The organism is Streptomyces sp. NPDC055243 (assembly GCF_044544025.1).
Taxonomy (GTDB): domain Bacteria; phylum Actinomycetota; class Actinomycetes; order Streptomycetales; family Streptomycetaceae; genus Streptomyces.
Genome location: NZ_JBITWR010000007.1, coordinates 18,934 through 41,986, shown reverse-complemented (window position 1 = coordinate 41,986; position 23,053 = coordinate 18,934). Strand labels below are relative to the sequence as shown.

The window sequence follows — 23,053 nt, the reverse complement described above, 5'->3', positions numbered from 1 at the left end:
TACGACAACAGGGGGAACCGCATGAGTGGGCGCACGCGACTGGCGCTCTGTGCCACGGCGGCCACACTGATGGCGTCGGGGGCGCTGCTGCCGCTCGTCGATCCGGCGACGTGGTTCATCCAGGCGGCGATCCTGCTCGCGCTCCAGAGCGGCGTGGGCGCGCTCACCCGGCGCGTCCCGCTGGCCCGGCCGGTCACGGTCGCGGTGCAGGCCCTGGTGACGCTGCTGCTGCTCACCCTGGTCTTCGCCCGTGAGCAGGCCGTCGCCGGTGTGCTGCCGGGCCCCGAGGTGTTCCGGGAGTTCGGGCTGCTGCTCGAGGCGGGCGGCAACGACGTCGGGCAGTACGCGATCCCGGCGCCGCTCAGTGACGGCATCCGGCTGATGCTGGTCGGCGGCGTCCTGGTGATCGGCCTCGCGGTGGACGCCCTCGCGGTGACCTTCCGTACGGCGGCGCCCGCGGGGCTTCCGCTGCTCGCGCTGTACTCCGTCGCCGCCGGGCTCTCCGGGGACGGGGCGGGGTGGCTGTGGTTCCTGCTCGCGGCCGCCGGGTATCTGCTGCTGCTCCTGGCGGAGGGCCGGGACCGGCTCTCCCAGTGGGGGCGGGTCTTCGGGGGCGCGGCGCGTGCGCCCGGCCGGGTCGCGGGAGGCCTGGAGACCGACAGCGGCGCGGTCGCACCGGTCCGCACGGGGCGGCGCATCGGCGCGGTCGCGCTGGGCATCGCCCTGGTGGTGCCGCTCGCGCTGCCCGCCCTGGACGGCGGGCTCCTCGACGGTTCCGGCGGCGCCGGGGGCTCGGGTTCCGGCGGTGGCGGCACGATCTCCGCGGTGAATCCGCTGGTCGCGCTCCAGGACAGCCTGAACGAACCGGACGACCGCGAGGTCATCTCGTACAAGACGAACGCCAAGGAGACCGAGAACCTCTATCTGCGGATCGTCTCTCTCGACCAGTTCGACGGCACGGCCTGGAAGACCACCGTCCGCAGCATCGAGGACGTGCCTCCGCGCCTCGAGGACCCGCCGGGGCTCTACCCCGACGTCCCCAGGAGCGAGATCCAGACGAACATCTCGGCCGCCGAGGGCTACGCGCAGAACTGGCTGCCGATGCCTTATCCGGCGAGCGAGGTCAAGATCAACGGCCGCTGGCGGTACGAGCCGGTGGGGCGCGCCCTGGTGGGCGACCGCGGTCAGACGACGCGCGGCGCGCAGTACGAGGTCAAGAGCCTGATCGTGCAGCCGACGGCCGAGCAGCTCGCGGGCGCCGCCGAGCCGCCCAAGCAGCTCGCGGACGAGTTCACCAAGGTGCCCGAATCGCTGCCGCCCGTGGTGGCGACCGAGGCCCGCCGGATCACCAAGGGCACGTCGAACGACTACGAGAAGGCGGTCAAGCTCCAGGACTGGTTCTCCTCGGAGGGCGGCTTCACGTACAACACGCAGGTACGGGCGGGCAGCGGCCCGGCGGCGATAGCCCGCTTCCTGGAGCAGAAGGAAGGCTTCTGCGTCCACTTCTCGTTCGCGATGGCCTCCATGGCGCGGACGCTGGACATCCCGGCGCGCGTCGCGGTGGGCTTCACGCCCGGTGCCGCGCAGGCGGACGGTTCGATGTCGGTCGGTCTGCGGGACGCGCACGCCTGGCCCGAGCTGTACTTCGAGGGCGTGGGCTGGACCCGCTTCGAGCCGACCCCGAACCGCGGCACGGTGCCCGACTACACGCGCCCGGACACCCCCTCCGACGGTGCGAGCGACCCGGCGGCGCCCGAGTCGAGCGAGTCGGCGGCTCCGTCGGACGCGCCGTCGGCCTCCACGAGCTGCCCGCCCGACCAGCAGAAGCAGGGCGGCTGCGCGAGCACGGCCCCGGCGATCGCGGGCGCTTCGGGCGGCGAAGGGCCGCCGATCGGCATGATCGTGGCCATCGCCCTGGGGGCGCTGGTGGCGCTCGGCCTGCCCTTGCTGCCGATGCTGTGGCGCAAGCGGATCCGCGCGGTGCGCCTGGGCTCACCAGGGCGTACGGAGGCGGACGCGGCTGCACGGACCCTGGCCGCCTGGCTCGAGGTGACGGACACCGCCTGGGACCACGGGATCGCGCCGGACGAGTCGCAGACCCCGCGCAAGGCGGCGGCCCGGATCGTCCGCGTCGGACAGCTCGCCGACGCACCCGCGCAGTCCGTCCACCGCCTGGCCGCCGCCGTCGAACAGGTGCTCTACGCGCCACGGCCCCAGCCGACGGCCGGCCTGGCCGACGACGTGCGCCGTGTCTGTGACGGCCTGGAGGCCACCTCCAGCCGTCCGGCCCGGCTGCGCGCGACACTGGCCCCGCGTTCGGCCGCACGGGTGGTGTGGGCGGTCTCGGACCGCTGGACGGCTCTCAAGGAGCGGTGGTCGGAGCGGATCACCAAGCGGTGGACGGCGCTGCGGAGGCCTTCGGGGCCGTCCCAGCCGTCGCAGCAGGAGGGCTGAGTCGCGGCAGGAGGAGCAGGGGGCTGCCAGCGGGCTACAGGCGCTGAGCAGCCCATGCGTAAGGGGTGACCGCCCAGGCGGTCACCCCTTACGTGCAGCAGTACGTACTGCTGTGAACTGCTGTGAAGAACGAAAAGCTAGAAGCTCATTGGCCCTGTTCGTCGCGGCGACGCTGCCAACGCTGCTCGATCCGGTCCATCATCGACCGGCGCTGCCTGGTCTGCCGACGTGCGGCCGGGGCGCCGCCCGGTGCCGTGGGCGTACCGGCGGCCGGCTGTTCACCTGGCTTGGGCGCTTTGCGCCATCCGGTGACGGCGAGCACCGCACATCCCAGCATGACGAGGAATCCCACCACGCTCACCCAGATCTGCTGGGCGACCATTCCGGCCATGAGAAGGGCGATACCTACAAGGAAGCCCGCGACCGCTTGGTAGACCCGTCGCCGGGTGTACGTACGCAGCCCGCTTCCCTCGAGCGCTGTCGCGAACTTGGGATCTTCGGCGTACAGCGCTCGCTCCATCTGCTCGAGCATGCGCTGCTCGTGCTCCGAGAGCGGCACGGAGTCCTCCTCATCGTGCAGTCGCCGGGGCGACCGGGGGTCCCCTTCAGGATAGGCAGGGAATCGCCCCCGTGAAACCCGCCCCTCTGCGCCAACTTCGCCAAACCGGACCGCCCTGCCGCTCCGGCTCGCTGAAGCGTGCATTCCCCAGCGGCCGATCCGGCATGCCGGACGGTCTGCCTCGATCATACGGCGCCCATAGCCCGTTCGGGGGGTATGTGCCGTACTCCATGTGCGGCTGCGCTGCTGATCAGCGGCCAGCCGGGCAGGTTTCAGGCCTCGTCGGCATCCCGGGTCTCACCGAGCACATGCAGCTGAGTGGCCACGGAGTGGAAGGCGGAGAGCTCCGCCGCGGCCGCCTCCAGCTTGAGGAGGGCCTCCAGGGCGCCGGGCTCGGTGTCCACCAGGACGCCGGGGACGAGGTCGGCGAAGACCCGCACTCCGTGCACCGCGTCGACCCTGACGCCCGAGGCCTCGACCAGGTCGGTGAGCTGCTCGGCGGTGAAGCGCCGCGGCACGGGGTCGCCGTCGCCCCAGCGTCCCGCCGGGTCGCCGAGCGCCTGCCTGGCCTCGGTGAAGTGCCCGGCCAGCGCCCGGGCGAGTACGGCTCCGCCCAGACCGGCGGCGAGCAGGCTGAGGGTGCCGGAGGGGCGCAGCGCGCCGACCGCGTTGCGCACGCCCTCGGCGGGGTCGTCCACGTACTCCAGGACGCCGTGGCACAGGACGGCGTCGAACCCGGCGCGCTCCACGACGTCGAACAGGCCGTGTACGTCGCCCTGGACACCGCGCACCCGATCGGCGACGCCCGCCTCGGCGGCCCGGCGCTCGAGCGCGAAGAGGGCGTTCGGGCTGGGGTCGACGACGGTGACGCGGTGGCCGAGCCGGGCGACGGGCACGGCGAAGTTGCCGCTGCCGCCTCCGGTGTCGAGCACGTCGAGGGAGTGTGACTCCCGGCCCGTGGCCTTGACCCGGCGGTCGAGGGCGTCCTTGAGGACCTCCCAGACCACGGCGGTACGGAGAGAAGCGCGGGGGCGCATCGGGTCCGACACGGCAGTTGACTCCTCGGCGCGTCCACCGCATGTCGGCGGCGGAGCTAGGGGGTTCCCTCCGCCTGCTCTTGCCGCAGACAGGAGGATGCGGGCGCTCCCACCCTATTGCCTTCGGCCGACTGCCCCGTCACCCGTCCCGGGTCGCGTCCGGCGGCTCCTGCCTGGGCTGGGGCAGCACGGGCTGGAGCACCAGCATCCGCTCGACGAGGCGTAAGAACATCGCCACGTCACGCAGCAGGTCGTCCGCGTCCCGGACGGTGGCCGCGCCCTGTATGCCGGCCTCCGCGCGGGCCCTGCGCGCCGCGCCGGAGGCGAACAGGGCGCTCCACTCGGTCAGTTCGGGCGCTATCTCGGGGAGCACTTCCCAGGCGCTGCGGATCCGCTGCCTGCGTCGCGGGGTCGCCTCGGGGCGGCCGCGGGCGGCGAGGACGGCGGCGGCGGTGCGCAGGGCGGCGAGGTGGGCCGTGGCGTAGCGCTCGTTCGGAGTCTCCAGGTGCGCGGCTTCGTCGATGCCGGCGCGGGCCTGGGCGAGCAGTTCGAGTGCGGCGGGCGGGGCCGTGGCCCGGCGCAGGACGGGGTGGACGTCGCTCGCGGGGCCGGTGGCTGCGGGGGCGGGGCCGACGGGGCGGTGCCGACGTGCGGCTGCTGCGGAAGTGCTGGCCATGACGAACCTCCTGTCGTCGCGTAACGGCTATGTGGCCGTATGTGCACATCGTGTAGTACGCCACTGACAATCGGCTCTGACCTGCGACTTTGCCCCGATCGCGGGTTCGCGTTAGTTTTTGCACTGACCAGTCAGTTCAAAAGAAGGTGCGAGGGGGGAACTGTGGACGGGCCGAACGACGGCGCGCGGGGAGCCGCCGTCACAGCGCAGGGGTTCGGGCTCAAGGGACCGCGGGGCTGGGCGTTCCGCGGGGTCGATGTCGAGGCCGGGGCCGGGGCGCTGATCGCGGTCGAGGGGCCTTCGGGATCGGGCCGGACCTGTCTGCTGCTCGCGCTCACCGGGCGGATGCGCCCCACGGAGGGAGAGGCTTCCGTGGGGGGCTTCCGGCTGCCCAAGCAGCTCGCGGCGGTGCGCCGGATCAGCGCGCTGGGGCCCGTGACCGGCGTGACGGATCTCGATCCGGCGCTGACCGTGGCCGAGCACCTGCACGAACGGGCGCTTCTGGAGCGGCGGTTCGGCGGCTCCCTGCGGGGGCTGCTGAAGCCGCGCGCCGAGCGGGCCGCCGAGGCGCGGCTGCGGGTGGACACCGCGCTGGCGGCGGCCGGGCTCGACATGGAGGCGCTGCCCAAGGGGCGCCGGACCTCCGTACGTGACCTGGAGCGTCTCGAGGCGCTGCGGCTCTCCGTGGCCCTGGCCCTGATCGGGCGGCCCCTGCTGCTGGGCGTCGACGACGTCGACCTCAAGCTGTCGGACGCCGAACGGGACGAGGCCTGGGCGCTGTTGAGGTCCATCGCAGAGAGCGGCACCACGGTCGTCGCCGTGTGCGCCGAGGCGCCCGACGACGCGATCTCCCTCTCCACGGACCGGAAGCCCACCGAGGCCCCGACCGAATCAGCCGACGCGAACGACGACGACAAGGAGACGGCGGATGCGCTCGCCGAAGCTGGCCGCTCTTGAGCTCAGGCGCTTCGGCAGGGGGAAGATGCCGCGTGCGGCGCTCGTCGCGCTCCTGCTGCTCCCCCTGCTGTACGGCGCGCTGTACCTGTGCTCGTTCTGGGACCCGTACGGCCGTCTCGACCGCATCCCGGTGGCCCTCGTCAACGACGACAAGGGCGCCACGGCCGCGGGCAAGAAGCTCGAGATGGGCGACGGCATCGTCGACGGGCTCCAGGACAGCAAGACCTTCGACTGGCACGAGGTGAGCTCCGCCGAGGCGCGCGAGGGCATCGAGGACGGCACGTTCTACCTGTCCCTGACGATGCCGTCCGACCTCAGCAAGCGCGTCGCGTCGAGTTCGGGGGACTCCCCGGAGACGGGCGCGCTCCAGGTCCGTACGAACGACGCCAACAACTACATCGTCGGGCAGATCTCCCGGACGGTCTTCTCCGAGGTGCGCACGGCAGCCTCCACCAAGGCCTCGCGCTCCTTCCTCGACAAGATCTTCATCTCGTTCTCCGACATCCACGGGGAGACCGAGAAGGCCGCCAAGGGTGCCGACAAGCTCGACAGCGGCATCGGCGAGGCCAAGAAGGGCTCGAAGAAGCTCGTGACCGGCCTCAAGGACGCCAAGAAGGGCAGCGGCGACCTGGCCGGGGGCATCAAGAAGCTCGACAAGGGCGCCGGTGACCTTCAGAGCGGCTCGAAGAAGGTCTCGGACGGCACCCAGAAGCTGGCCGACAAGGTCAACGGCACCGCGGACCAGGTGCGGCCCTTCCTGAAGGACAACGGCAAGACCGTCGGGGACACGGCCCAGCTCGTCGCCGACTCCTCCAAGGCCCTGCGCGGCAACCTGGACACCTGGGTCAAGCTCGCCCCCGTGGCGGCCGACGGCGCCAAGAAGGGCTCCGAGACGATCGGCGACTTCTACACGAAGCGCTGCGAGAACCTCCCGGTGCCCGACCCCGCCTGCCCGGAGATCAAGAAGGCCAAGACGGCGGCGGAGAACGTGTCGACCATCGCGGACGACATGAACACCGTGGTCAAGGACCAAAGCAGCGACATCAAGAAGCTCGACAAGCACCTGGCCGCGCTCCAGAAGAAGTCCCAGGCGCTCGCCGACCGCGCACCGCACCTGAACGAGGACCTGGACAAGGCCGTCACCCAGATCAACGACCTCAACACGGGCGCGGGCAAGGTCGCCAAGGGCGCCAAGAAGCTGCACACCGGCCTCGGCACCGCCAAGACCGGCGCCACGGACCTCGACGCGGGCGTGGGCAGGCTCAAGACGGGCGCGACCGACCTCAAGGGCGGCCTGTTCAAGCTGGCCGACGGCTCGGAGAAGCTGTCCGGCGGGCTGCACGACGGCGTCAAGAAGATCCCCGACTACGACAAGAAGGACCGCGACGAGCGCACCGACGTCATGGCCGACCCGGTGCAGCTCGCCTCCCAGTCGATGCACAAGGCGCCCAACTACGGCACCGGCTTCGCCCCGTACTTCATCCCGCTGTCCCTGTGGGTCGGCGCGATGGTGGCGTACATGCTGATCCAGCCGCTCAACCGGCGCGCGCTCGCCGCGGGCGCGTCCGCCTGGCGGATCGCGTTCGCCGGCTGGCTGCCGGTCGCCGCCCTCGGTGTGCTCCAGGTGGCGGCCCTGATGTCGGTCCTGCACTGGGGCCTGGGCCTGCAGATGACGCGGGCGGCCGGGACGGTGGGCTTCCTCTGCCTGGTGACGTGCTGCTTCGCGGCGATCGTGCAGTGGCTGAACGCGCGTTTCGGGGCGGCCGGGCGAATCCTCGTCCTCGCGGTCCTGATGCTCCAGCTGACCTCGGCGGGCGGCACGTACCCCGTCCAGACGAGTCCGTCGTTCTTCGGCTGGATCCACCCCTTCTTGCCGATGAGTTACGTCGTCGACGCCCTCCGCAGGCTCATCACGGGCGGCGGTCTGGGCCCCGTCTGGCAGGCGTGCGCAGTGCTCACGGCCTTCACCGCGGGCGCCCTGGCGCTCACCGCGCTCTCCGCGCGCCGCAAGCAGGTGTGGACCCTGGACCGCCTGCACCCGGAGCTGAGCCTGTGAGACCTGGAACCGGGCCTGTCCGGGCGGCAAGACCTGTGAGAATCAGGCCCATGGACAGCAGCGCAACCAGCACCCGGCGTGAGGCCACCCGGCAGAAGCTCTACGAAGCGGCCGTCACCCTCATCGCGGAGCAGGGCTTCTCGGCCACGACGGTCGACGAGATCGCCGAGCGGGCCGGGGTCGCGAAGGGCACGGTCTACTACAACTTCGCGAGCAAGTCGGTCCTCTTCGAAGAGCTGCTGCGGCACGGCGTCGGCCTGCTCACCGCCTCCTTGAAGGAGGCGGCCGAGAAGGCGGCGGGGACCGGCGGCAGGCAGGTCGACGCGCTGGACGCGATGATCCGGGCGGGCCTGGTCTTCATCGACCGCTATCCGGCCTTCACCCAGCTGTACGTCGCCGAGCTGTGGCGCACCAACCGTGCCTGGCAGTCCACCTTGATGGTGGTCAGGCAGCAGGCGGTCGCCGTCGTCGAGGACGTGCTGCGCGCGGGCGTCGAGAACGGCGAGCTCAGCGAGGAGATCGACATCCCCCTGACGGCCGCCGCGCTCGTCGGGATGGTCCTGGTGGCGGCGCTCGACTGGCAGGCCTTCCAGCCGGAGCGCTCCCTGGACGACGTGCACTCGGCGCTCTCACGGCTGCTGCAGGGCCGGGTGAGCGGCGGGCGCTGAGCCCTCCCGAAGCAGCGCCGTCCCGGAAGGCACGCCGTCCCGGAAGGCACGCCGTCCCGGAGGCCGCGCACACAAGGGCGCCGGTCCGGTGTCACCTGATCTCCAGGCGGCACCGGACCGGCGCTTCTCGCGTTCCCCCGCAGTCCCCCGTTCGGCCCCCCGGGTGGTCATCCCCCGAGCGGCCGCCCGTCACCCCGTGCCTCACTCCCACCTTCGGCGGGGTGGGAGGAGCGGTTAAGGGCGCCGCGCCGTTCCGCCGCCCCGTGTCGGCGGTACGGGCGCTGCGCCCTTCTCCGTGTCCCTCACTCTTCCGTCCGCGCAGGTCGGGACCCATCCGCGCTACTACTCATCTCCATCACTAGGTACGGATACTCAGACCTGGGTGCTCATCCCCAGGCCGGGACGTTCCCGACTGGTTACGATCGCGTCCGTGTCCGTACTCCCCCTGGTCTTCACCAGCGGCTGGGCAAGCGGGATCAACGCGTACGCCGTGGTCCTGCTGCTCGGTGTCTTCGGCGCGACCGGGATCACCGACGAGGTTCCCGAGTCGCTGCAACGTCCTGATGTGCTGATCGTCGCCGGGGTCCTCTTCGCCTGCGAGGCCGTCGCCGACAAGATCCCGTACGTCGACTCGGTGTGGGACACGGCGCACACCGTGATCAGGCCGGTGTCCGGCGCCGTGGTGGGTGCGCTGCTCGCGGGCCAGAGCGGTTCGCTCCCCGACCTGGCGGCGGGCGCGGTGGGCGGTTCCACGGCGCTGGCGAGCCACTGCGTGAAGGCCGGGACGCGGATGGCGATCAACACGTCGCCCGAACCGTTCAGCAACGTCATCGTGAGCACGGCCGAGGATCTCGGGGTCGGCGGGATCATCAGCTTCGCGATGTTCTATCCGGAGGCGGCGGCGATCATCGCGGCCGTCCTGCTGGTGCTCGGTCTGATCCTGCTGTACTTCCTGATCTCGCGGATCCGGCGGTTCCTGCGGCGCAGGGCGCAGCGGCGCGAGGAGAAACAGCTCGCGGCGCACAGTGGACGGCCACCGGACTGAGGGCTCCCGGCAGGACTGTCAGTGGCGGCGGATAAAGTCCCTGGCATGGCACGGATTGTGGTGATCGGCGCCGGGATGGGCGCGATGGCGGCCGCTGCCCGGCTGGCCGTCGCGGGCCACCGGGTGGTGGTGCACGAGCGGTCGGGTACGTACGGCGGCGCGCTCGGCAGCGTCGAGCGGGACGGCTTCGTCTTCGACACGGGGCCCGGCCTCCTGCAGCTCCCCGCCGTCTATCGCGACCTGTTCGTCAAGACGGGCAAGGAGCCGCTGGAGAAGTGCGTCGAGCTCTCCCAGGTGGAGCCCGCCGTGCGGCACGTCTTCGCGGACGGCACGGCGGCCGATCTGCCCAACGCCTCGCGCGCGGGCGTCGGCGAGGCCCTGGACGCGGCGCTCGGCAGCGGCGCGGGCGCCGCCTGGTCGGCGTACATGAACCGCGCCCGTGAGGCATGGGACCGCACCCGGCGCCCGCTCCTGGAAGAGCCGCTCTGGCCGAACTGGCAGGTTCTCGCCGACCGCGAGCCCTACCCCTCGGTGCCGCACAAGCGCCTCCTGCGGCGCGAGCGGCGCGCGACCACCCTCACCGAGGTCGGCGAGCTCGAACTGGGCGGCGACGCACGGCTTCTGGCGCTCCTCGAGCAGTACGCCCTCGCGTGCGGCCTCGACCCCCGGGCGACCCCGGCGAGCGCGGCCGTCCTGCCCTACCTGGAGCACACCTTCGGCGCGTGGTCCGTGCGCGGCGGGATGCGCGCGCTCGCCACGGCCGTGTACGAGCGGTGCCTCGCCCGGCGGGTCGAGTTCGCGTTCGACTCCCCCATCACCCGGATCATCGAGAAGGACGGCCGCGCGGCCGGCGTCGAACTGGCGGACGGGACGGCGCAGGAGGCGGACTTCGTGGTCGCCGGTGTCGCGCCCGGCGCACTGGACGGCTTGCTGTCCGGTGTATCCGGCATGTCCGCCGCCTCCGGTGTGAACATACGGGCGGAGGGTGAGGTGCAGGCCCGGTCCGGACTGCCCAGCCGCCTCACGGTCTTCCTCGCCCTGCGCGGCTCCCGGCCGGAGGGCACGCCCCACCGGACGGTGCTGCACACACCCGACCGCCAGGACGAGCTCGACCGGCTCTTCGGGCACCGCCCCAAACTGCCCGCCGCCCCCACCCTCACGGTGCTGCGCCCGGACGACCCCGCCCTCACGCCGGACACCGAGCACGAGGCGGTCACCCTGACGGCCACGGTGCCCGCGCACACGGAGGTCACCGAGGCCGACGTGGAGCGCCTGCTGGACCGTGCCGAGTCCGCCGTACCCGGCCTGCGCGGGCGGCTGCTGTGGCGCGAGGTCCGCACCCCCGCGGACGTCGCGGAGGCCACCGGTGCCGAGGGCGGCGCGGTCCCGCCCCCGTCCCTCGCGGCAGGAGAGGGCCGGCTGCTGCATCCGGCCAACAGCACCCGGCTGCCGGGGCTGTTCGCGGTCGGCGGCTGGGCGCATCCCGGCGGCGGACTTCCGCACGCGGGCATGTCGGGCACGCTGGTCGCCGGGTTGATCGTGGAGGGACCGGAGTTCCGCGGCTCCCAGTGAGCTCGTGAGCTTCCGGCCTCGGATCCTGATCCGGGTCCGGACCGGATCAGTACCGGATCAGTACCGGTACTGCTCGTTGTACCCCGCGTCGTAGCCGTTCTCCTGGGCCTGCTCGCCCTGGTACGGATACGGCTGCTCCGGCGGGAGTTCGCCGCCGTACTGGCCGTAGGGGTCCTCGACGTTGCGCTGCTGGGGCACCCAGACCCCGCCGGGCGGCGTCTCGTTGTACGTATCGGACCCGGCGCCGTACGGATCGGCCGCCGGGTAGGACGCGTACTGCTGCTGGTCGCCGTACGCGTCGTAGCTCTGCTGGCCGCCGTACGTCTGGGTCCCGATGTACGGGTCGGAGTACGCGGCGTACTGCTGCTGGCCCGTCTCGCCGTACGCGTAAGGCTGCTGGGGGTCATAGCCCGCGGTGGCGTACGTGTCGTAGCCGTAGCCGCTGTCCGCCGGGGCGGACTGCTGCTGTGCGTACGCCGTGTCGCTGTAGACGCCGTACTGCCCGGTGTCGTCCGGCAGCGGCTCCGGGGCGTAGACCCCGGTGCCGGGAGCGGTCTCGGGCGGCGGCCCTGCCGGGCCCGCGTCCTCGTACTCCAGGTCGGAGACCTGGAGCGTCGGCTCCTGGGGAGCCTCGCCACCCACGCCCCGCGGCGACTTGCGGCGCTTACTCAGACCGGGCTGGCCGCCGAGCGCCCAGCCGGTCGAGAAGCCGCGGCGGAACGACAGCGTCACGTACGTCTGTCCCGTGGCGAAGGCGATCGCACCGAGCCCGATGACCACCACCGACGGCAGCAGCACGCCGATGACCACGCCGAGGAAGCCGCCGAAGGCCAGCAGCCGCCAGCGCAGCCGCGCCTTGTACTGCAGCAGCACCTCGCCGAGCAGCCACAGCGCGACGCATCCGAACGCGATGTAGAGGACCGTCCAGCCCATGTACGCCCCTCTCCCCGCGGCCGCCGCCCCCAGGGGTACGGCCGGTCAGGCCTGCGGGTGATGCAGGCCCAGATTCTCGTAGATTTCCAGAGTCGCCGTGGAGTTGTTGAGCGTGATGAAGTGCAGCCCCGGGACACCCTCGGCCAGCAACCGCGCGCAGAACTCCGTCGCGAACTCGATGCCAATGGAGCGTACAGCCGCCGGATCGTCTTTGGCTGTGAGGATGCGCTCTTTGAGCGCCGGAGGGAAGGAAGCGTTGCTGAGCTGGGGCAGCCGCTCCAGCATGCGCACGTTCGTCACCGGCATGATCTCCGGGATGATCGGAGTCGAACAGCCCGCGGCCTCGACCCGGTCGCGCAGGCGCAGATACTCCTCCGGATAGAAGAACATCTGTGTGATCGCGTAGTCGGCGCCCGCGCGGCACTTGTCGACGAAGTGCCGGACGTCGGTGTCCCAGTCGGCCGAGCGCGGATGCATCGCGGGGAAGGCCGCGACGCCCACGCAGAAGTCGCCCGACTCCTTGATCAGCTCGACCAGTTCGGCGGCGTAGGTGAGGCCCTTGGGGTGCTTGACCCAGTCGGCGAGGGGGTCGCCGGGCGGGTCGCCGCGGACCGCGAGCATGTTCCTGATGCCCGCGTCCGCGTACTGCCCGATGATGTTGCGCAGCTCGGCCACGGAGTGGTCGACCGCGGTCAGGTGCGCGACCGGCGTGAGCGTGGAGTCGGCGACGATCTGCTGCGTCTCCTTGACCGTGCCCGCACGCGTCGAGCCGCCCGCTCCGTACGTCACGGAGACGAAGCTGGGAGCCACCGCCTCGACCCGGCGCAGGGCGTTCCACAGGTTCCGCTCGCCCTTCGGGGTCTTCGGCGCGGAGAACTCGAACGAGTACGTCGTCTTGCCGGTGGCGAGCATGTCGCGCACGGTGCGTGCGCGATCAGATCTGGTGGAAGCAGTGCCTAGGGCCATACGGGCAGGTTAGCGACGGGGCACCGCTACCGGCCAATCTCCGTCCAACCTGCGGACAACCTGGCCGAAGTTGGCCGAAGATCGCCGGTCAGGCCGTACGCAGGCGCTTCGCGAAGTCGGCCGCCGCGGCCGCCGGATCGTCGGCCTCGGTGATGGCCCGTACGACGACGACGCGGCGGGCGCCCGCTTCGAGCACCTCGTCCAGATTGCCCGCGTCGATGCCGCCGATGGCGAACCAGGGGCGGTCCGTGCCGAGCGAGGCCGTGTACCGGACGAGGTCGAGTCCAGGGGCGTACCGGCCCGGCTTGGTGGGGGTCGGCCAGCAGGGGCCCGTGCAGAAGTAGTCCACGCCGTCCTGCGTCGCGGCGGCCGCCGCCTCGGCGTCGGCGTGCGTGGAGCGGCCGATCAGGACGTCCTCGCCGAGGATGCGGCGGGCCGCGGGCACCGGCAGGTCGCCCTGGCCCAGGTGGAGCACGTCGGCGCCGATGGCGTGCGCGACGTCCGCGCGGTCGTTCACCGCGAGGAGCTTGCCGTGCCGGCGGGCGGCGTCGGCGAAGACCTGGAGGTGGTCGAGCTCCTCGGCCGCCTCCATGCCCTTGTCGCGCAGCTGCACGATGTCCACGCCGCTGCCGAGGACGGCGTCGAGGAACTCCGGGAGGTCTCCCTGGCGCTTACGGGCGTCCACACACAGGTAGAGGCGGGCGTCGGCGAGCTGCTCGCGGGCAGGCTTGGCGGCCATGGAAAGGTCCCCCCGGTCGTCGGTGGCCTACGGGCCGCGGGTCCCCTGGGGGACGCGCGGCCCGTACGCAACGGTTTTCCGTGTCGGTCAGACGGCGAGCGCCTGGGCGCGGCGCTTCACCTCCGTCCCGCGATTCTCGCTCAGGGCCTGCGCGGGGGTGCCGGGCAGGGTCTCGTCGGGAGTGAAGAGCCACTCCAGCATTTCCTCGTCGGAGAAGCCGTCGTCCCTCAGGAGCGTCAGGGTGCCGGTGAGGCCCTTGACGATCTTGTCGCCGTCGATGAAGGCGGCCGGCACCTGAAGCGCGCGGTTCTCACCACGGCGCACGGCGATCAGCTGGCCCTCCTTGACCAGCTGGCGCACGCGCGTCACCTCGACGTCGAGCAGTTCCGCGATGTCGGGGAGGTGGAGCCAGGCGGGGACAAGAGCATCAGTCTTTGCGTCAATCTCGGTCACGGGGTCAAGCGTAGCTCCGGGCACCGACAGCGGCCGGTCACCGGGTCCCGTCGGCTACGGCAGCACGGCCTTCTTCAGCGGCACCGCGGGGTCCGCCACCAGCTCAGGGGCGAGGCGGGCGCCCGCCTCGATCAGCTTGCGGCCCTGCGCCAGGTCCCGGGGGCGGCCCACCGCGAGGACGGCCACCAGGGCGCCCCGCAGGAACCAGCACACGGTCCAGGCGGCGCCCGAGGGGTCGCCGCGCCACACCAGCTCGTCGGCGGAGGCGTGGTGTCCCGCGTACTGGACGAAGCGGCCGAACTGCTCGGACCAGAAGTACGGGACGGGGTCGTACGCCGAAGGGGTCTCGCCGATGATGTTCGCCGCCACCGTGCGCGGTCCCTGGAGGGCGTTGTCCCAGTGGTGCACGAGAAGGCGCTCGCCATACCTTCCCGAAGGGAAGGAGGAGCAGTCGCCGACCGCGTACACATCGGGTTCCGACGTGCGCAGGTGGTCGTCGGCGAGGATCTCCCGGTGGGCGCCCAGGGCGATGCCGGAGTCCGCGAGCCAGTCCGTGGCGGGGCGGGCGCCGATGCCGACGACGACGGCGTCCGCGGGCAGCCGGGTGCCGTCGTCCAGGAGGACGCTGCCGGGCTCGACGCGATCCACGCGCGCGTGGGTGCGCAGTTCGGCGCCGGAGTCGGCGTACCAGGAGGCCATCGGCGCCGCGACCTCCGCGGGGAGTGCCCCCGCGAGCGGTCGCCCGGCGGCTTCGACGACGGTGACCGAGCAGCCCGCCTCACGGGCGGCGGTCGCGAACTCGGCGCCGATCCAGCCCGCGCCGACGACCACGATGCGGTGCTGCTCGGCGAGCACGGGCCGCAGCCGCTCGGCGTCGTCGAGGGTGCGCAGCAGATGGACGCCGGGGACCCCGGAGGCGCCGGGCAGCAGGATCGGTTCGGCTCCGGTGGCGATCACCAGGGCGTCGTACGGGACCGGGCCCCGCTCGGTGTCCAGTTCGTGGTCCGCGGTGCGGACGCCCGTGACCTCGCGGCCCAGGCTCAGCTCGATGCCGAGCGCCTCGAAGTCGATGTCGAAGGCGGAGCCCTCCGCCTTGCCGAGCAGCACGGCCTTGGACAGCGGCGGTCTGTCGTACGGCTGGTGGGGTTCCGCGCCGATCAGGGTGACCGCACCGGGGAACCCCTGCTCGCGCAGGGCCACGGCGGTCTGCACCCCGGCCATCCCCGCGCCGACGACGACCACCCGGCGCTCTTCCTGCCTCCGCTGCTCACTCACCCGATCACTCTAGGGCGGCGGGCGACGCCGGACTCAGTGCGCGACGGGGAGATCTCTGACACACCGTCACCGCCCATACCCGGACAGCTCCCCTACTGCCGCCGGACGCCAGGGGCTAGGGTGGCCGATGCAGAGCACTCGCGGGAGCCCGGACGCACCGGGCTGAGAGGGAGGCTGGACGGCCTCCGACCGTACGAACCTGATCCGGGTCATGCCGGCGAAGGGAGGGGCTGGACGCCCATGCATCCACGGACACCACCTCACGCGACGACCGACGTCGTGGTCGTAGGCGGCGGCATCATCGGCCTGGTCACGGCCTGGCGGGCGGCCCAGCGCGGCCTGTCCACCGCGGTCGTGGACCCCGAACCGGGCGGCGGCGCGGCGCAGGTCGCCGCGGGCATGCTGGCCGCGGTCACCGAGCTGCACTACGGCGAGCAGACGCTGCTGGCGCTGAATCTGGCCTCCGCGCAGCGCTATCCCGCGTTCGCGGCCGAGCTGGCCGAGGCGAGCGGCCGCGATCTCGGCTACCGCGCGTGCGGCACGCTCGCCGTCGCGCTCGACTCCGACGACCGCGCCCACCTGCGCGAACTGCACACCCTTCAGCAGCGGTCGGGGCTCACGTCGGAGTGGCTGAGCGGGCGCGAGTGCCGCCGTCTGGAGCCGATGCTCGCACCGGGCGTCCGGGGCGGCCTGCGCGTCGACGGCGATCACCAGGTCGACCCGCGCAGGCTCGCCGCCGCGCTCGTCGTGGCCTGCGAGCGGGCGGGAGCGATCTTCCACCGCACCTGGGCGGAGCGCCTGACCGTCGCGGGCGACCGGGCCACCGGAGTCGTCCTCGCCGACGGCACCACCCTGGAGGCCGGTCAGACCGTGCTCGCCGCGGGCAGCCTCAGCGGGCGCCTCGCCGGGGTTCCGGAGGGCGTACTGCCGCCCGTGCGCCCCGTGAAGGGGCAGGTCCTTCGGCTCACGGTGCCGGAGCGGTACGCGCCGTTCCTGAGCCGCACCGTGCGCGCCGTCGTGCGCGGCAGCCACGTCTACCTGGTGCCGCGCGAGAACGGTGAGCTCGTCGTCGGCGCGACCAGCGAGGAGCTCGGCTGGGACACGACGGTCACCGCGGGCGGCGTGTACGAGCTGCTTCGGGACGCCCACGAGCTCGTACCGGGCATCACGGAACTGCCGCTGACCGAGACCCGCGCGGGCCTGCGCCCCGGCTCCCCCGACAACGCGCCGCTGCTCGGCCCGACCGCGCTCCCCGGCCTCCAGCTGGCCACCGGCCACTACCGCAACGGCGTACTTCTGACGCCGGTCACCGGTGATGTGATGGCGCACGCCCTGACCACCGGTGAACTGCCCGACGATGCACGGGGGTTCACCCCCCTGCGCTTCGTCCGCACCCCCCTGACGCAGCCCTTCGTGGAGCAGCCCGCATGACTCTCTCAGCCGTTACCGCCGTCTTCGTCAACGGAGAGGCACGCGATGTGGCCGCGGGCACCACGCTCGAAGCCCTCGTCGCCACGCTCACCGCGGCCCCTTCGGGGGTCGCCGCCGCGCTCAACGAAACCGTCGTACCGCGCACCCGGTGGTCCACCACCCCGCTCACCGACGGGGACCGCGTCGAGGTCCTCACCGCGGTCCAGGGAGGCTGAACCGACATGGCGGACGATCCCTTCGTCATCGGCGGGCTCACCCTCTCCTCGCGCCTGATCATGGGTACGGGCGGTGCGCCGAGCCTGGACGTGCTCGAACGTTCCCTGGTCGCCTCCGGTACGGAGCTGACGACGGTCGCGATGCGCCGCCTCGACCCCGGGGTGCAGGGCTCGGTGCTCTCCGTGCTCGACCGGCTCGGCATCCGCGTCCTGCCGAACACGGCGGGCTGCTTCACCGCGGGCGAGGCCGTCCTGACCGCCCGGCTCGCGCGGGAGGCGCTCGGCACCGACCTGATCAAGCTGGAGGTCATCGCGGACGAGCGCACGCTGCTTCCCGACCCGATCGAGCTCATCGACGCCGCCGAGACCCTGGTCGACGACGGCTTCACGGTCCTTCCGTACACGAACGACGACCCGGTCCTCGCCCGGAAGCTGGAGGACGTGGGCTGCGCGGCGATCATGCCGCTCGGCTCCCCCATCGGCTCCGGGCTCGGCATCCGCAACCCGCACAACTTCCAGCTGATCGTCGAACGCGCGGGCGTGCCGGTGATCCTGGACGCGGGGGCGGGCACGGCGTCCGACGCGGCGCTCGCCATGGAGCTGGGGTGCGCGGGTGTGATGCTCGCCTCCGCCGTGACGCGGGCGCAGGAGCCGGTCCTCATGGCCGAGGGCATGCGGCACGGGGTCGAGGCGGGGCGGCTCGCGTACCGGGCCGGGCGAATCCCCCGGCGGCACTTCGCCGAGGCGTCGTCGCCCGTGGAGGGCATGGCCCGGCTCGATCCGGAGCGGCCCGCGTTCTGAGCGTCGCGTGCCTGTCACAGCTCGGCTGCAGTCGGGGCCCGGGCCAACCCGGGCGGGCACCGGTGTCGGCGGTGGCTCGTAGACTCCCTTCGTGGACACGACCCTTCAGGACCCGCTCGTCGGGCAGGTGCTCGACGGCCGCTATCGCGTGGACGGGCGGATCGCGGTGGGCGGGATGGCCACGGTCTACAGGGCCGTGGACACCCGCCTCGACCGCGTGCTCGCGCTCAAGGTGATGCACCCGACGCTGGCCGCCGACGTCTCGTTCGTCGACCGCTTCATCCGCGAGGCGAAGTCGGTCGCCCGGCTCTCGCACCCGAACGTGGTGGGGGTGTACGACCAGGGCGCCGACGGTGCGTACGTCTATCTCGCGATGGAGTACATCGCCGGCTGCACCCTGCGTGACGTGCTCCGCGAGCGCGGCGCCCTGCAGCCGCGCGCGGCCCTCGACATCCTGGAGCCGGTCCTCGCCGCGCTCGGCGCCGCGCACCGCGCCGGGTTCGTGCACCGCGACATGAAGCCGGAGAACGTCCTCATAGGGGACGACGGCCGGGTCAAGGTCGCCGACTTCGGCCTCGTGCGCGCGGTGGACACCGTCACGAACACGACCGGCACGGTGCTCGGCACGGTCTCCTATCTCGCACCCGAGCAGATAGAGCACGGCACGGCCGACACCCGCGTGGACGTGTACGCGTGCGGCGTCGTGCTCTACGAAATGCTGACCGGCGCCAAGCCGCACTCCGGTGAATCGCCCGCCCAGGTGCTCTACCAGCACCTCCACGAGGACGTGCCGCCCCCGTCGGCGATCGTCCCGGGGCTCGCCGTCGAGCTGGACGAGCTGGTGGCCTCCGCCACCGCCCGCACGCCCGACGTCCGCCCGCACGACGCGGTGGCGCTCCTGGGGCAGGCCAGGCAGGCGCGGGCCGCGCTCTCCGTCGAGCAGCTGGACGCGGTGCCTCCGCAGGCGCGCGCTGACCACGGAGAGCATGACAACTCCGACGACCGTACGAGCGTGATCCCGCGCGCGGTGCGATCCGTGCAGCTGCCGCTCCCGACGGACGACGATCAAGGCCGGCAGGACCGGCAGGACCAGCTCAACCGCACGAGCGTCCTGCAGACTCCGCCGCCCGCTCCCCCGGCCGCCCCCGGCCGCGGACGGCCCGGCAACCCGCGCCGCGGCGTGCTCGCGGTGGTCGCCGCCGTCCTGCTCGCACTGGGGCTCGGCGCGGGCGTCTGGTACATCAACTCAGGCCAGTTCACGAAGGTCCCGCCGCTCCTGGCGAAGACCGAGTCGGCGGCCAAGAAGCGGCTCGGCGAAGCCGGGCTGGACGTGAAGGACGTCAAGCGCGCGTACAGCGACACCGACAAGCGCGGCACGGTCATGGCCACCGACCCCGGGGCCGGCGAGCGCATCCGTGACAACGGCCGGGTGACGCTGACCGTCTCCATGGGCCCCGAGATCGTGAAGGTCCCGAGCCTCAAGGGCACTTCCCTGGCCGAGGCCAGGAGCAAGCTCAAGGACGCCGGTTTCGCTCCCGGGATGACGAACAAGGCCTTCAGCGAAGAGGTGCGCAAGGGCTCCGTGATCAGGACGGACCCGAAGTCGGGCACCAAGCGCAAGGCGGGCTCCGCGATCGCGATCGTCGTCAGCAAGGGCCCCGCGATCGACGTTCCGGACGTCACGGGCGAATCCCAGGCCGACGCGACCGCCGAGCTGGAGGACCTGGGCCTCAAGGTCAAGACCAAGACGGAGCGGGTCTACTCCGACGAGGACAAGGGCACCGTCCTCGAACAGTCCCCCACGGAGGACCAGCGGCAGCTCGCCGAGGGCGACACGGTCACGCTCACGCTCTCCAAGGGCCCGGAGATGATCGAGGTCCCGGACGTCGAGGGCATGAGCGTGGACGACGCCACGAAGGAGCTCAAGGACGCGGGCTTCACGGTCGACGAGGACCGCGGGCTGCTGAACATCTTCGGGGATACGGTCAAGGGCCAGTCGGTGGAAGGCGGCGACGAGGCGCCCAAGGGCTCCGAGATCACCATCGAGATCCGTTGACGGGACGCTCACGCGCGCATGCCACCCTTGAGCGCGTGAGCAGCAACAAGTCCCCCATCGCAGCGTCCCGCAATCCCGTCGGCGGCCATGTCCCCGTGGCCGGCGGCCTCGCCTCCGTCGGACTCTCGTACGCCCGTGAGCTGGGCGCCGAGGCCGTCCAGGTCTTCGTCGCCAATCCGCGCGGCTGGGCGACCCCGCCCGGCAATCCGAAGCAGGACGAGGAGTTCCGCGCGGCCTGCGCCGCGGAGAACATCCCGGCGTACGTCCACGCGCCCTACCTCATCAACTTCGGCTCGCACACCGAGGCGACCGCCGAGAAGTCCGTGGAGTCCCTGCGCCACTCGCTGCGCCGGGCCCGCGAGATCGGCGCGCTCGGCGTCGTCGTGCACACCGGCTCGGCGACCGGCGGCCGGGAGCGCTCCGTCGCGCTGCGGCAGGTGCGCGAGCGGATGCTGCCGCTCCTGGACGAGCTGACGCACGACGACGACCCCTTCCTCCTCCTGGAGTCGACCGCGGGCCAGGGCTTCTCGCTCTGCTCCCGCACCTGGGACTTCGGCCCGTACTTCGACGCGCTGGACGCCCATCCGAAGCTGGGCGTCTGCCTGGACACCTGCCACATCTTCGCGGCGGGCCACGATCTGGCCGGTCCCGGCGGCATGAAGCAGACCCTCGACCTGCTGGTCGACACGGTCGGCGAGGGCCGCCTGAAGCTGGTGCACGCCAACGACTCCAAGGACGTGGTCGGCGCCCACAAGGACCGTCACGAGAACATCGGCACCGGCCACATCGGCGAGGACCCCTTCCGCGAGCTCATGCTCCACCCCGCGACCGAGAACGTACCGCTGATCGTCGAGACCCCCGGCGGCAAGGAAGGCCACGCGGCGGACGTGGCACGGCTGAAGGAGCTCAGGAGCAGCTAGGGACCCGGAGATCCCTTGAGGAATACCCCCTAGGGGTATACAGTTCTTGCCAGGCGGCAGGAACCGTTGTCCGACGTTGGGGGATTCTCATGCAGCACGATCACGCCACCGAGCACGACCACCACACCCACGAGGGCCATCAGGGCCTGGGCAAGGTCAGCTGGCGGACGGCGGCCCAGGCGACCCTGCACTGCCTCACCGGGTGCGCCATCGGCGAGGTCCTCGGCATGGTCATCGGCACCGCGCTCGGCTGGGGCAACGTACCGACGATGATCCTCGCGATCACCCTGGCCTTCTTCTTCGGATACGCGCTGACCCTGCGCGGCATCCTCAAGGCGGGCGTCGATTTCAGGACGGCGTTCCGGGTCGCGCTCGCCGCGGACACCCTGTCCATCGCGGTGATGGAGCTCATCGACAACGGCGTGATCGCGCTCTGGCCCGGAGCGATGGACGCCCACCTCTCGGACCCCATGTTCTGGTGGATCCTCGCCATCGCCCTGGCCGCCGCGTTCGTGATCACGACCCCGGTCAACAAGTGGATGATCGGCCGCGGCAAGGGCCACGCCGTGGTGCACCAGTACCACCACTGACCAGGCACGACAGAGGTACGCGGGACTAGAGCTCGGGGCCGTCCCCGGGCTCTTCCTGGTACGAGTAGCGCTGCTCGGTCCAGGGGTCGCCGACGTTGTGATAGCCGCGCTCCTCCCAGAAGCCGCGGCGGTCGGCGGTCATGTACTCGACGCCGCGGACCCACTTGGGGCCCTTCCAGGCGTACAGATGAGGCACCACGAGCCGCAGCGGAAAGCCGTGCTCCGCGGTCAGTAGCTCGCCCCCTTTGTGGGTGGCGAAAATCGTGCGCTCGTCCATGAAGTCGGCCATCCGCAGATTCGAGCTGAAGCCGTACTCGGCCCAGACCATCACGTGGGTGGCGTCGGGCGCGGGCGGCGCGATCTCAAGGAGCGCCCTCGCGGGCACCCCGCCCCATTCGGCGCCGAGCATGCTGAACTTGGTGACGCAGTGCAGGTCGCCGACCACGGTGGCGTACGGAAGGGCCGAGAACTCCTCGTGCGTCCAGCAGTGCTTGTCCCCGTCGGCGGTGGCCCCGAAGACCCTGAACTCCCAGCGCTCCGGGCGGAACTTCGGCACCGGGCCGTAGTGTGTGACCGGCCAGCCGCGCTGGAGTCGCTGACCCGGTGGAAGCTCCGGCTCCACTGCTTCCCGAGATGCGCGATCCGCCGGCTGACCCATGCCACCATCCTGACAGACCCGGGGCGGTGGACGTGACCAGGAGGCCACTGACGGGCGCCGGCCGGACGTTGATTGGGGCAACTCCTACTAAGCGTGCACTTACTGGACGGCCTCTCGCACCGGTGCAAGGATGCGCGGAACCTGCCCAGTTACCACGTGGAAGGAGCCTCTGCGATGCAGGGCGACCCCGAGGTCATCGAATTTCTCAACGAGCAGCTGACCGCCGAGCTCACGGCGATCAACCAGTACTTTCTCCACGCCAAGATGCAGGAGAACTTCGGCTGGCCCAAGCTCGCCAAGTACACCCGGTCCGAGTCGATCGACGAGATGAAGCACGCGGAGATCCTGACCGACCGGATTCTCTTCCTCGACGGCCTGCCCAATTACCAGCGGCTCTTCCACGTGCGCGTGGGCCAGACCGTGACGGAGATGTTCCAGGCCGACCGGCAGATCGAGGCGGAGGCGATCGACCGCCTCAAGCGCGGCATCGAGGTGATGCGCGGCAAGGGAGACATCACTTCCGCGAACATCTTCGAGTCGATCCTCGCGGACGAGGAGCACCACATCGACTATCTCGACACCCAGCTCGAACTGGTCGAGAAGCTGGGCGAGCCGCTCTACATCTCGCAGCTCATCGAGCAGCCGGAGAGCTGACAGCGGGCCAGACGGGCTAGGCCGCCTCGTCCAGGCCGACGTCCAGGCCGGTGAGGACGGGCTCACCCTGGTCGGCCAGCTCCCTGCGGGGGCACGCGCCCCGGCCCAGGAGCGCCTGAATGCTCCGTACACACGAACCGCAGTCGGTGCCCGCCTTGCTGGCGGACGCTATCTGGCGGGGTGTGCAGGCACCGTCCGCCGCGTGCTGTTTCACCTGGGCCTCGGTGACCCCGAAGCAGTTGCAGACGTACACGCGGTTCACCTCCCGGACAGGATTCAATCGGCGGCGCCGCTCCGATTGAATCGGTGAGGCTAACCTAACCTTACCCATGACCCGA

At 71.6% G+C, this 23,053-nt stretch carries 23 protein-coding genes and 1 riboswitch; of the genes, 13 read left to right on the top strand and 10 right to left on the bottom strand.

Going from position 1 to position 23,053, the window contains the following annotated elements; all coding sequences use genetic code 11:
- Window positions 1-21 precede the first annotated feature (21 nt).
- On the top strand, window positions 22-2,454 hold the full coding sequence (locus ACIGXX_RS21155; RefSeq protein ID WP_399977687.1) for a DUF3488 and DUF4129 domain-containing transglutaminase family protein: 2,433 nt from the start codon (window positions 22-24) through the stop codon (window positions 2,452-2,454).
- Window positions 2,455-2,599: 145 nt separating this feature from the next.
- On the opposite strand, the gene ACIGXX_RS21150 is transcribed toward ACIGXX_RS21155, so the two are convergent.
- The 3 genes from ACIGXX_RS21150 to ACIGXX_RS21140 all read right to left on the bottom strand — a co-directional run bounded on the left by ACIGXX_RS21150 (window position 2,600) and on the right by ACIGXX_RS21140 (window position 4,726).
- A complete protein-coding gene (locus ACIGXX_RS21150) occupies window positions 2,600-3,013 on the bottom strand; it encodes a DUF3040 domain-containing protein (RefSeq protein WP_351162414.1) in 414 nt (137 codons plus the stop codon).
- A 272-nt stretch (window positions 3,014-3,285) separates the two neighbouring features.
- Window positions 3,286-4,062 (bottom strand): methyltransferase, encoded by a 777-nt coding sequence (locus ACIGXX_RS21145; RefSeq protein WP_351162416.1) that lies wholly within the window; start codon window positions 4,060-4,062, stop codon window positions 3,286-3,288.
- Window positions 4,063-4,189: 127 nt separating this feature from the next.
- Window positions 4,190-4,726 (bottom strand): SAV_6107 family HEPN domain-containing protein, encoded by a 537-nt coding sequence (locus ACIGXX_RS21140; RefSeq protein WP_351162418.1) that lies wholly within the window; start codon window positions 4,724-4,726, stop codon window positions 4,190-4,192.
- A 162-nt stretch (window positions 4,727-4,888) separates the two neighbouring features.
- Here ACIGXX_RS21140 and ACIGXX_RS21135 point away from each other — a divergent pair, with 162 nt between their 5' ends.
- The 5 genes from ACIGXX_RS21135 (at window position 4,889) to ACIGXX_RS21115 (ending at window position 11,024) form a co-directional block, all read left to right on the top strand.
- Complete coding sequence (locus ACIGXX_RS21135) at window positions 4,889-5,683, top strand: ATP-binding cassette domain-containing protein (RefSeq protein WP_399977682.1); 795 nt, start codon at window positions 4,889-4,891, stop codon at window positions 5,681-5,683.
- A complete protein-coding gene (locus ACIGXX_RS21130; RefSeq protein ID WP_399977679.1) occupies window positions 5,655-7,739 on the top strand; it encodes a YhgE/Pip family protein in 2,085 nt (694 codons plus the stop codon). Before ACIGXX_RS21135 ends, ACIGXX_RS21130 begins: the two co-directional genes overlap by 29 nt.
- A 50-nt stretch (window positions 7,740-7,789) precedes the next feature.
- Window positions 7,790-8,407 carry a TetR/AcrR family transcriptional regulator gene (locus ACIGXX_RS21125; RefSeq protein WP_383819451.1) on the top strand — a complete coding sequence of 206 codons (618 nt, stop codon included), beginning with the start codon at window positions 7,790-7,792 and terminating at the stop codon, window positions 8,405-8,407.
- A gap of 430 nt (window positions 8,408-8,837) precedes the next feature.
- A complete protein-coding gene (locus ACIGXX_RS21120; RefSeq protein WP_361463770.1) occupies window positions 8,838-9,452 on the top strand; it encodes a DUF4126 domain-containing protein in 615 nt (204 codons plus the stop codon).
- Between the two features lie 45 nt (window positions 9,453-9,497).
- Window positions 9,498-11,024, top strand: coding sequence for an NAD(P)/FAD-dependent oxidoreductase (locus ACIGXX_RS21115; protein WP_351162428.1), 1,527 nt, complete (start codon window positions 9,498-9,500; stop codon window positions 11,022-11,024).
- Window positions 11,025-11,081: 57 nt separating this feature from the next.
- Here ACIGXX_RS21115 and ACIGXX_RS21110 read toward each other — a convergent pair whose 3' ends face one another.
- From ACIGXX_RS21110 to ACIGXX_RS21090, 5 genes are all read right to left on the bottom strand, one after another.
- Window positions 11,082-11,957, bottom strand: a complete 876-nt coding sequence (locus ACIGXX_RS21110) for a hypothetical protein (RefSeq protein WP_399977674.1) — start codon at window positions 11,955-11,957, stop codon at window positions 11,082-11,084.
- Window positions 11,958-12,002: 45 nt separating this feature from the next.
- A complete protein-coding gene (gene metF / locus ACIGXX_RS21105; protein WP_399977671.1) occupies window positions 12,003-12,923 on the bottom strand; it encodes a methylenetetrahydrofolate reductase [NAD(P)H] in 921 nt (306 codons plus the stop codon).
- A gap of 88 nt (window positions 12,924-13,011) precedes the next feature.
- Complete coding sequence (gene thiE, locus ACIGXX_RS21100) at window positions 13,012-13,662, bottom strand: thiamine phosphate synthase (RefSeq protein ID WP_351162434.1); 651 nt, start codon at window positions 13,660-13,662, stop codon at window positions 13,012-13,014.
- Window positions 13,663-13,749: 87 nt separating this feature from the next.
- A complete protein-coding gene (locus tag ACIGXX_RS21095; protein ID WP_351162436.1) occupies window positions 13,750-14,115 on the bottom strand; it encodes an Rv2175c family DNA-binding protein in 366 nt (121 codons plus the stop codon).
- Between the two features lie 54 nt (window positions 14,116-14,169).
- A complete protein-coding gene (locus ACIGXX_RS21090; RefSeq protein ID WP_399978195.1) occupies window positions 14,170-15,336 on the bottom strand; it encodes an NAD(P)/FAD-dependent oxidoreductase in 1,167 nt (388 codons plus the stop codon).
- Window positions 15,337-15,520: 184 nt separating this feature from the next.
- Window positions 15,521-15,633, top strand: a riboswitch (TPP riboswitch).
- Between ACIGXX_RS21090 and thiO the strand changes: the two genes are divergently transcribed.
- The 6 genes from thiO (at window position 15,631) to ACIGXX_RS21060 (ending at window position 21,403) form a co-directional block, all read left to right on the top strand.
- Complete coding sequence (gene thiO, locus ACIGXX_RS21085) at window positions 15,631-16,821, top strand: glycine oxidase ThiO (protein ID WP_399977666.1); 1,191 nt, start codon at window positions 15,631-15,633, stop codon at window positions 16,819-16,821. Its footprint overlaps the riboswitch before it by 3 nt.
- A complete protein-coding gene (gene thiS, locus ACIGXX_RS21080) occupies window positions 16,818-17,036 on the top strand; it encodes a sulfur carrier protein ThiS (protein ID WP_366462269.1) in 219 nt (72 codons plus the stop codon). Before thiO ends, thiS begins: the two co-directional genes overlap by 4 nt.
- A 6-nt stretch (window positions 17,037-17,042) precedes the next feature.
- Complete coding sequence (locus ACIGXX_RS21075; RefSeq protein ID WP_351162442.1) at window positions 17,043-17,837, top strand: thiazole synthase; 795 nt, start codon at window positions 17,043-17,045, stop codon at window positions 17,835-17,837.
- Between the two features lie 91 nt (window positions 17,838-17,928).
- Window positions 17,929-19,893: a Stk1 family PASTA domain-containing Ser/Thr kinase gene (gene pknB / locus ACIGXX_RS21070; protein ID WP_399977661.1), complete on the top strand. Its 1,965-nt coding sequence runs from the start codon at window positions 17,929-17,931 to the stop codon at window positions 19,891-19,893.
- A gap of 35 nt (window positions 19,894-19,928) precedes the next feature.
- On the top strand, window positions 19,929-20,813 hold the full coding sequence (locus ACIGXX_RS21065) for a deoxyribonuclease IV (RefSeq protein ID WP_399977658.1): 885 nt from the start codon (window positions 19,929-19,931) through the stop codon (window positions 20,811-20,813).
- A gap of 89 nt (window positions 20,814-20,902) precedes the next feature.
- Window positions 20,903-21,403, top strand: coding sequence for a DUF4396 domain-containing protein (locus ACIGXX_RS21060; RefSeq protein ID WP_351162448.1), 501 nt, complete (start codon window positions 20,903-20,905; stop codon window positions 21,401-21,403).
- A gap of 25 nt (window positions 21,404-21,428) precedes the next feature.
- Here ACIGXX_RS21060 and ACIGXX_RS21055 read toward each other — a convergent pair whose 3' ends face one another.
- Window positions 21,429-22,061, bottom strand: coding sequence for a sulfite oxidase-like oxidoreductase (locus ACIGXX_RS21055; protein ID WP_351162450.1), 633 nt, complete (start codon window positions 22,059-22,061; stop codon window positions 21,429-21,431).
- 174 nt (window positions 22,062-22,235) lie between these two features.
- Between ACIGXX_RS21055 and bfr the strand changes: the two genes are divergently transcribed.
- Window positions 22,236-22,715 carry a bacterioferritin gene (gene bfr / locus ACIGXX_RS21050; RefSeq protein WP_351162452.1) on the top strand — a complete coding sequence of 160 codons (480 nt, stop codon included), beginning with the start codon at window positions 22,236-22,238 and terminating at the stop codon, window positions 22,713-22,715.
- A 16-nt stretch (window positions 22,716-22,731) separates the two neighbouring features.
- Here bfr and ACIGXX_RS21045 read toward each other — a convergent pair whose 3' ends face one another.
- A complete protein-coding gene (locus ACIGXX_RS21045; protein ID WP_351162454.1) occupies window positions 22,732-22,977 on the bottom strand; it encodes a (2Fe-2S)-binding protein in 246 nt (81 codons plus the stop codon).
- Window positions 22,978-23,053: the final 76 nt, after the last annotated feature.

Bases quoted from the DNA above. Each gene is read 5' to 3' on its own strand.
- ACIGXX_RS21075 (WP_351162442.1), top strand. From the start codon at position 17,043: ATGGCGGACGATCCCTTCGTCATCGGCGGGCTCACCCTCTCCTCGCGC.
- ACIGXX_RS21055 (WP_351162450.1), bottom strand. From the start codon at position 22,061: ATGGGTCAGCCGGCGGATCGCGCATCTCGGGAAGCAGTGGAGCCGGAG.
- metF (WP_399977671.1), bottom strand. From the start codon at position 12,923: ATGGCCCTAGGCACTGCTTCCACCAGATCTGATCGCGCACGCACCGTG.
- thiE (WP_351162434.1), bottom strand. From the start codon at position 13,662: ATGGCCGCCAAGCCTGCCCGCGAGCAGCTCGCCGACGCCCGCCTCTAC.
- ACIGXX_RS21155 (WP_399977687.1), top strand. From the start codon at position 22: ATGAGTGGGCGCACGCGACTGGCGCTCTGTGCCACGGCGGCCACACTG.
- thiO (WP_399977666.1), top strand. From the start codon at position 15,631: ATGCATCCACGGACACCACCTCACGCGACGACCGACGTCGTGGTCGTA.
- thiS (WP_366462269.1), top strand. From the start codon at position 16,818: ATGACTCTCTCAGCCGTTACCGCCGTCTTCGTCAACGGAGAGGCACGC.
- ACIGXX_RS21130 (WP_399977679.1), top strand. From the start codon at position 5,655: ATGCGCTCGCCGAAGCTGGCCGCTCTTGAGCTCAGGCGCTTCGGCAGG.
- ACIGXX_RS21140 (WP_351162418.1), bottom strand. From the start codon at position 4,726: ATGGCCAGCACTTCCGCAGCAGCCGCACGTCGGCACCGCCCCGTCGGC.
- ACIGXX_RS21125 (WP_383819451.1), top strand. From the start codon at position 7,790: ATGGACAGCAGCGCAACCAGCACCCGGCGTGAGGCCACCCGGCAGAAG.
- ACIGXX_RS21110 (WP_399977674.1), bottom strand. From the start codon at position 11,957: ATGGGCTGGACGGTCCTCTACATCGCGTTCGGATGCGTCGCGCTGTGG.
- bfr (WP_351162452.1), top strand. From the start codon at position 22,236: ATGCAGGGCGACCCCGAGGTCATCGAATTTCTCAACGAGCAGCTGACC.
- ACIGXX_RS21060 (WP_351162448.1), top strand. From the start codon at position 20,903: ATGCAGCACGATCACGCCACCGAGCACGACCACCACACCCACGAGGGC.
- ACIGXX_RS21090 (WP_399978195.1), bottom strand. From the start codon at position 15,336: ATGGCCGGGGTGCAGACCGCCGTGGCCCTGCGCGAGCAGGGGTTCCCC.
- ACIGXX_RS21115 (WP_351162428.1), top strand. From the start codon at position 9,498: ATGGCACGGATTGTGGTGATCGGCGCCGGGATGGGCGCGATGGCGGCC.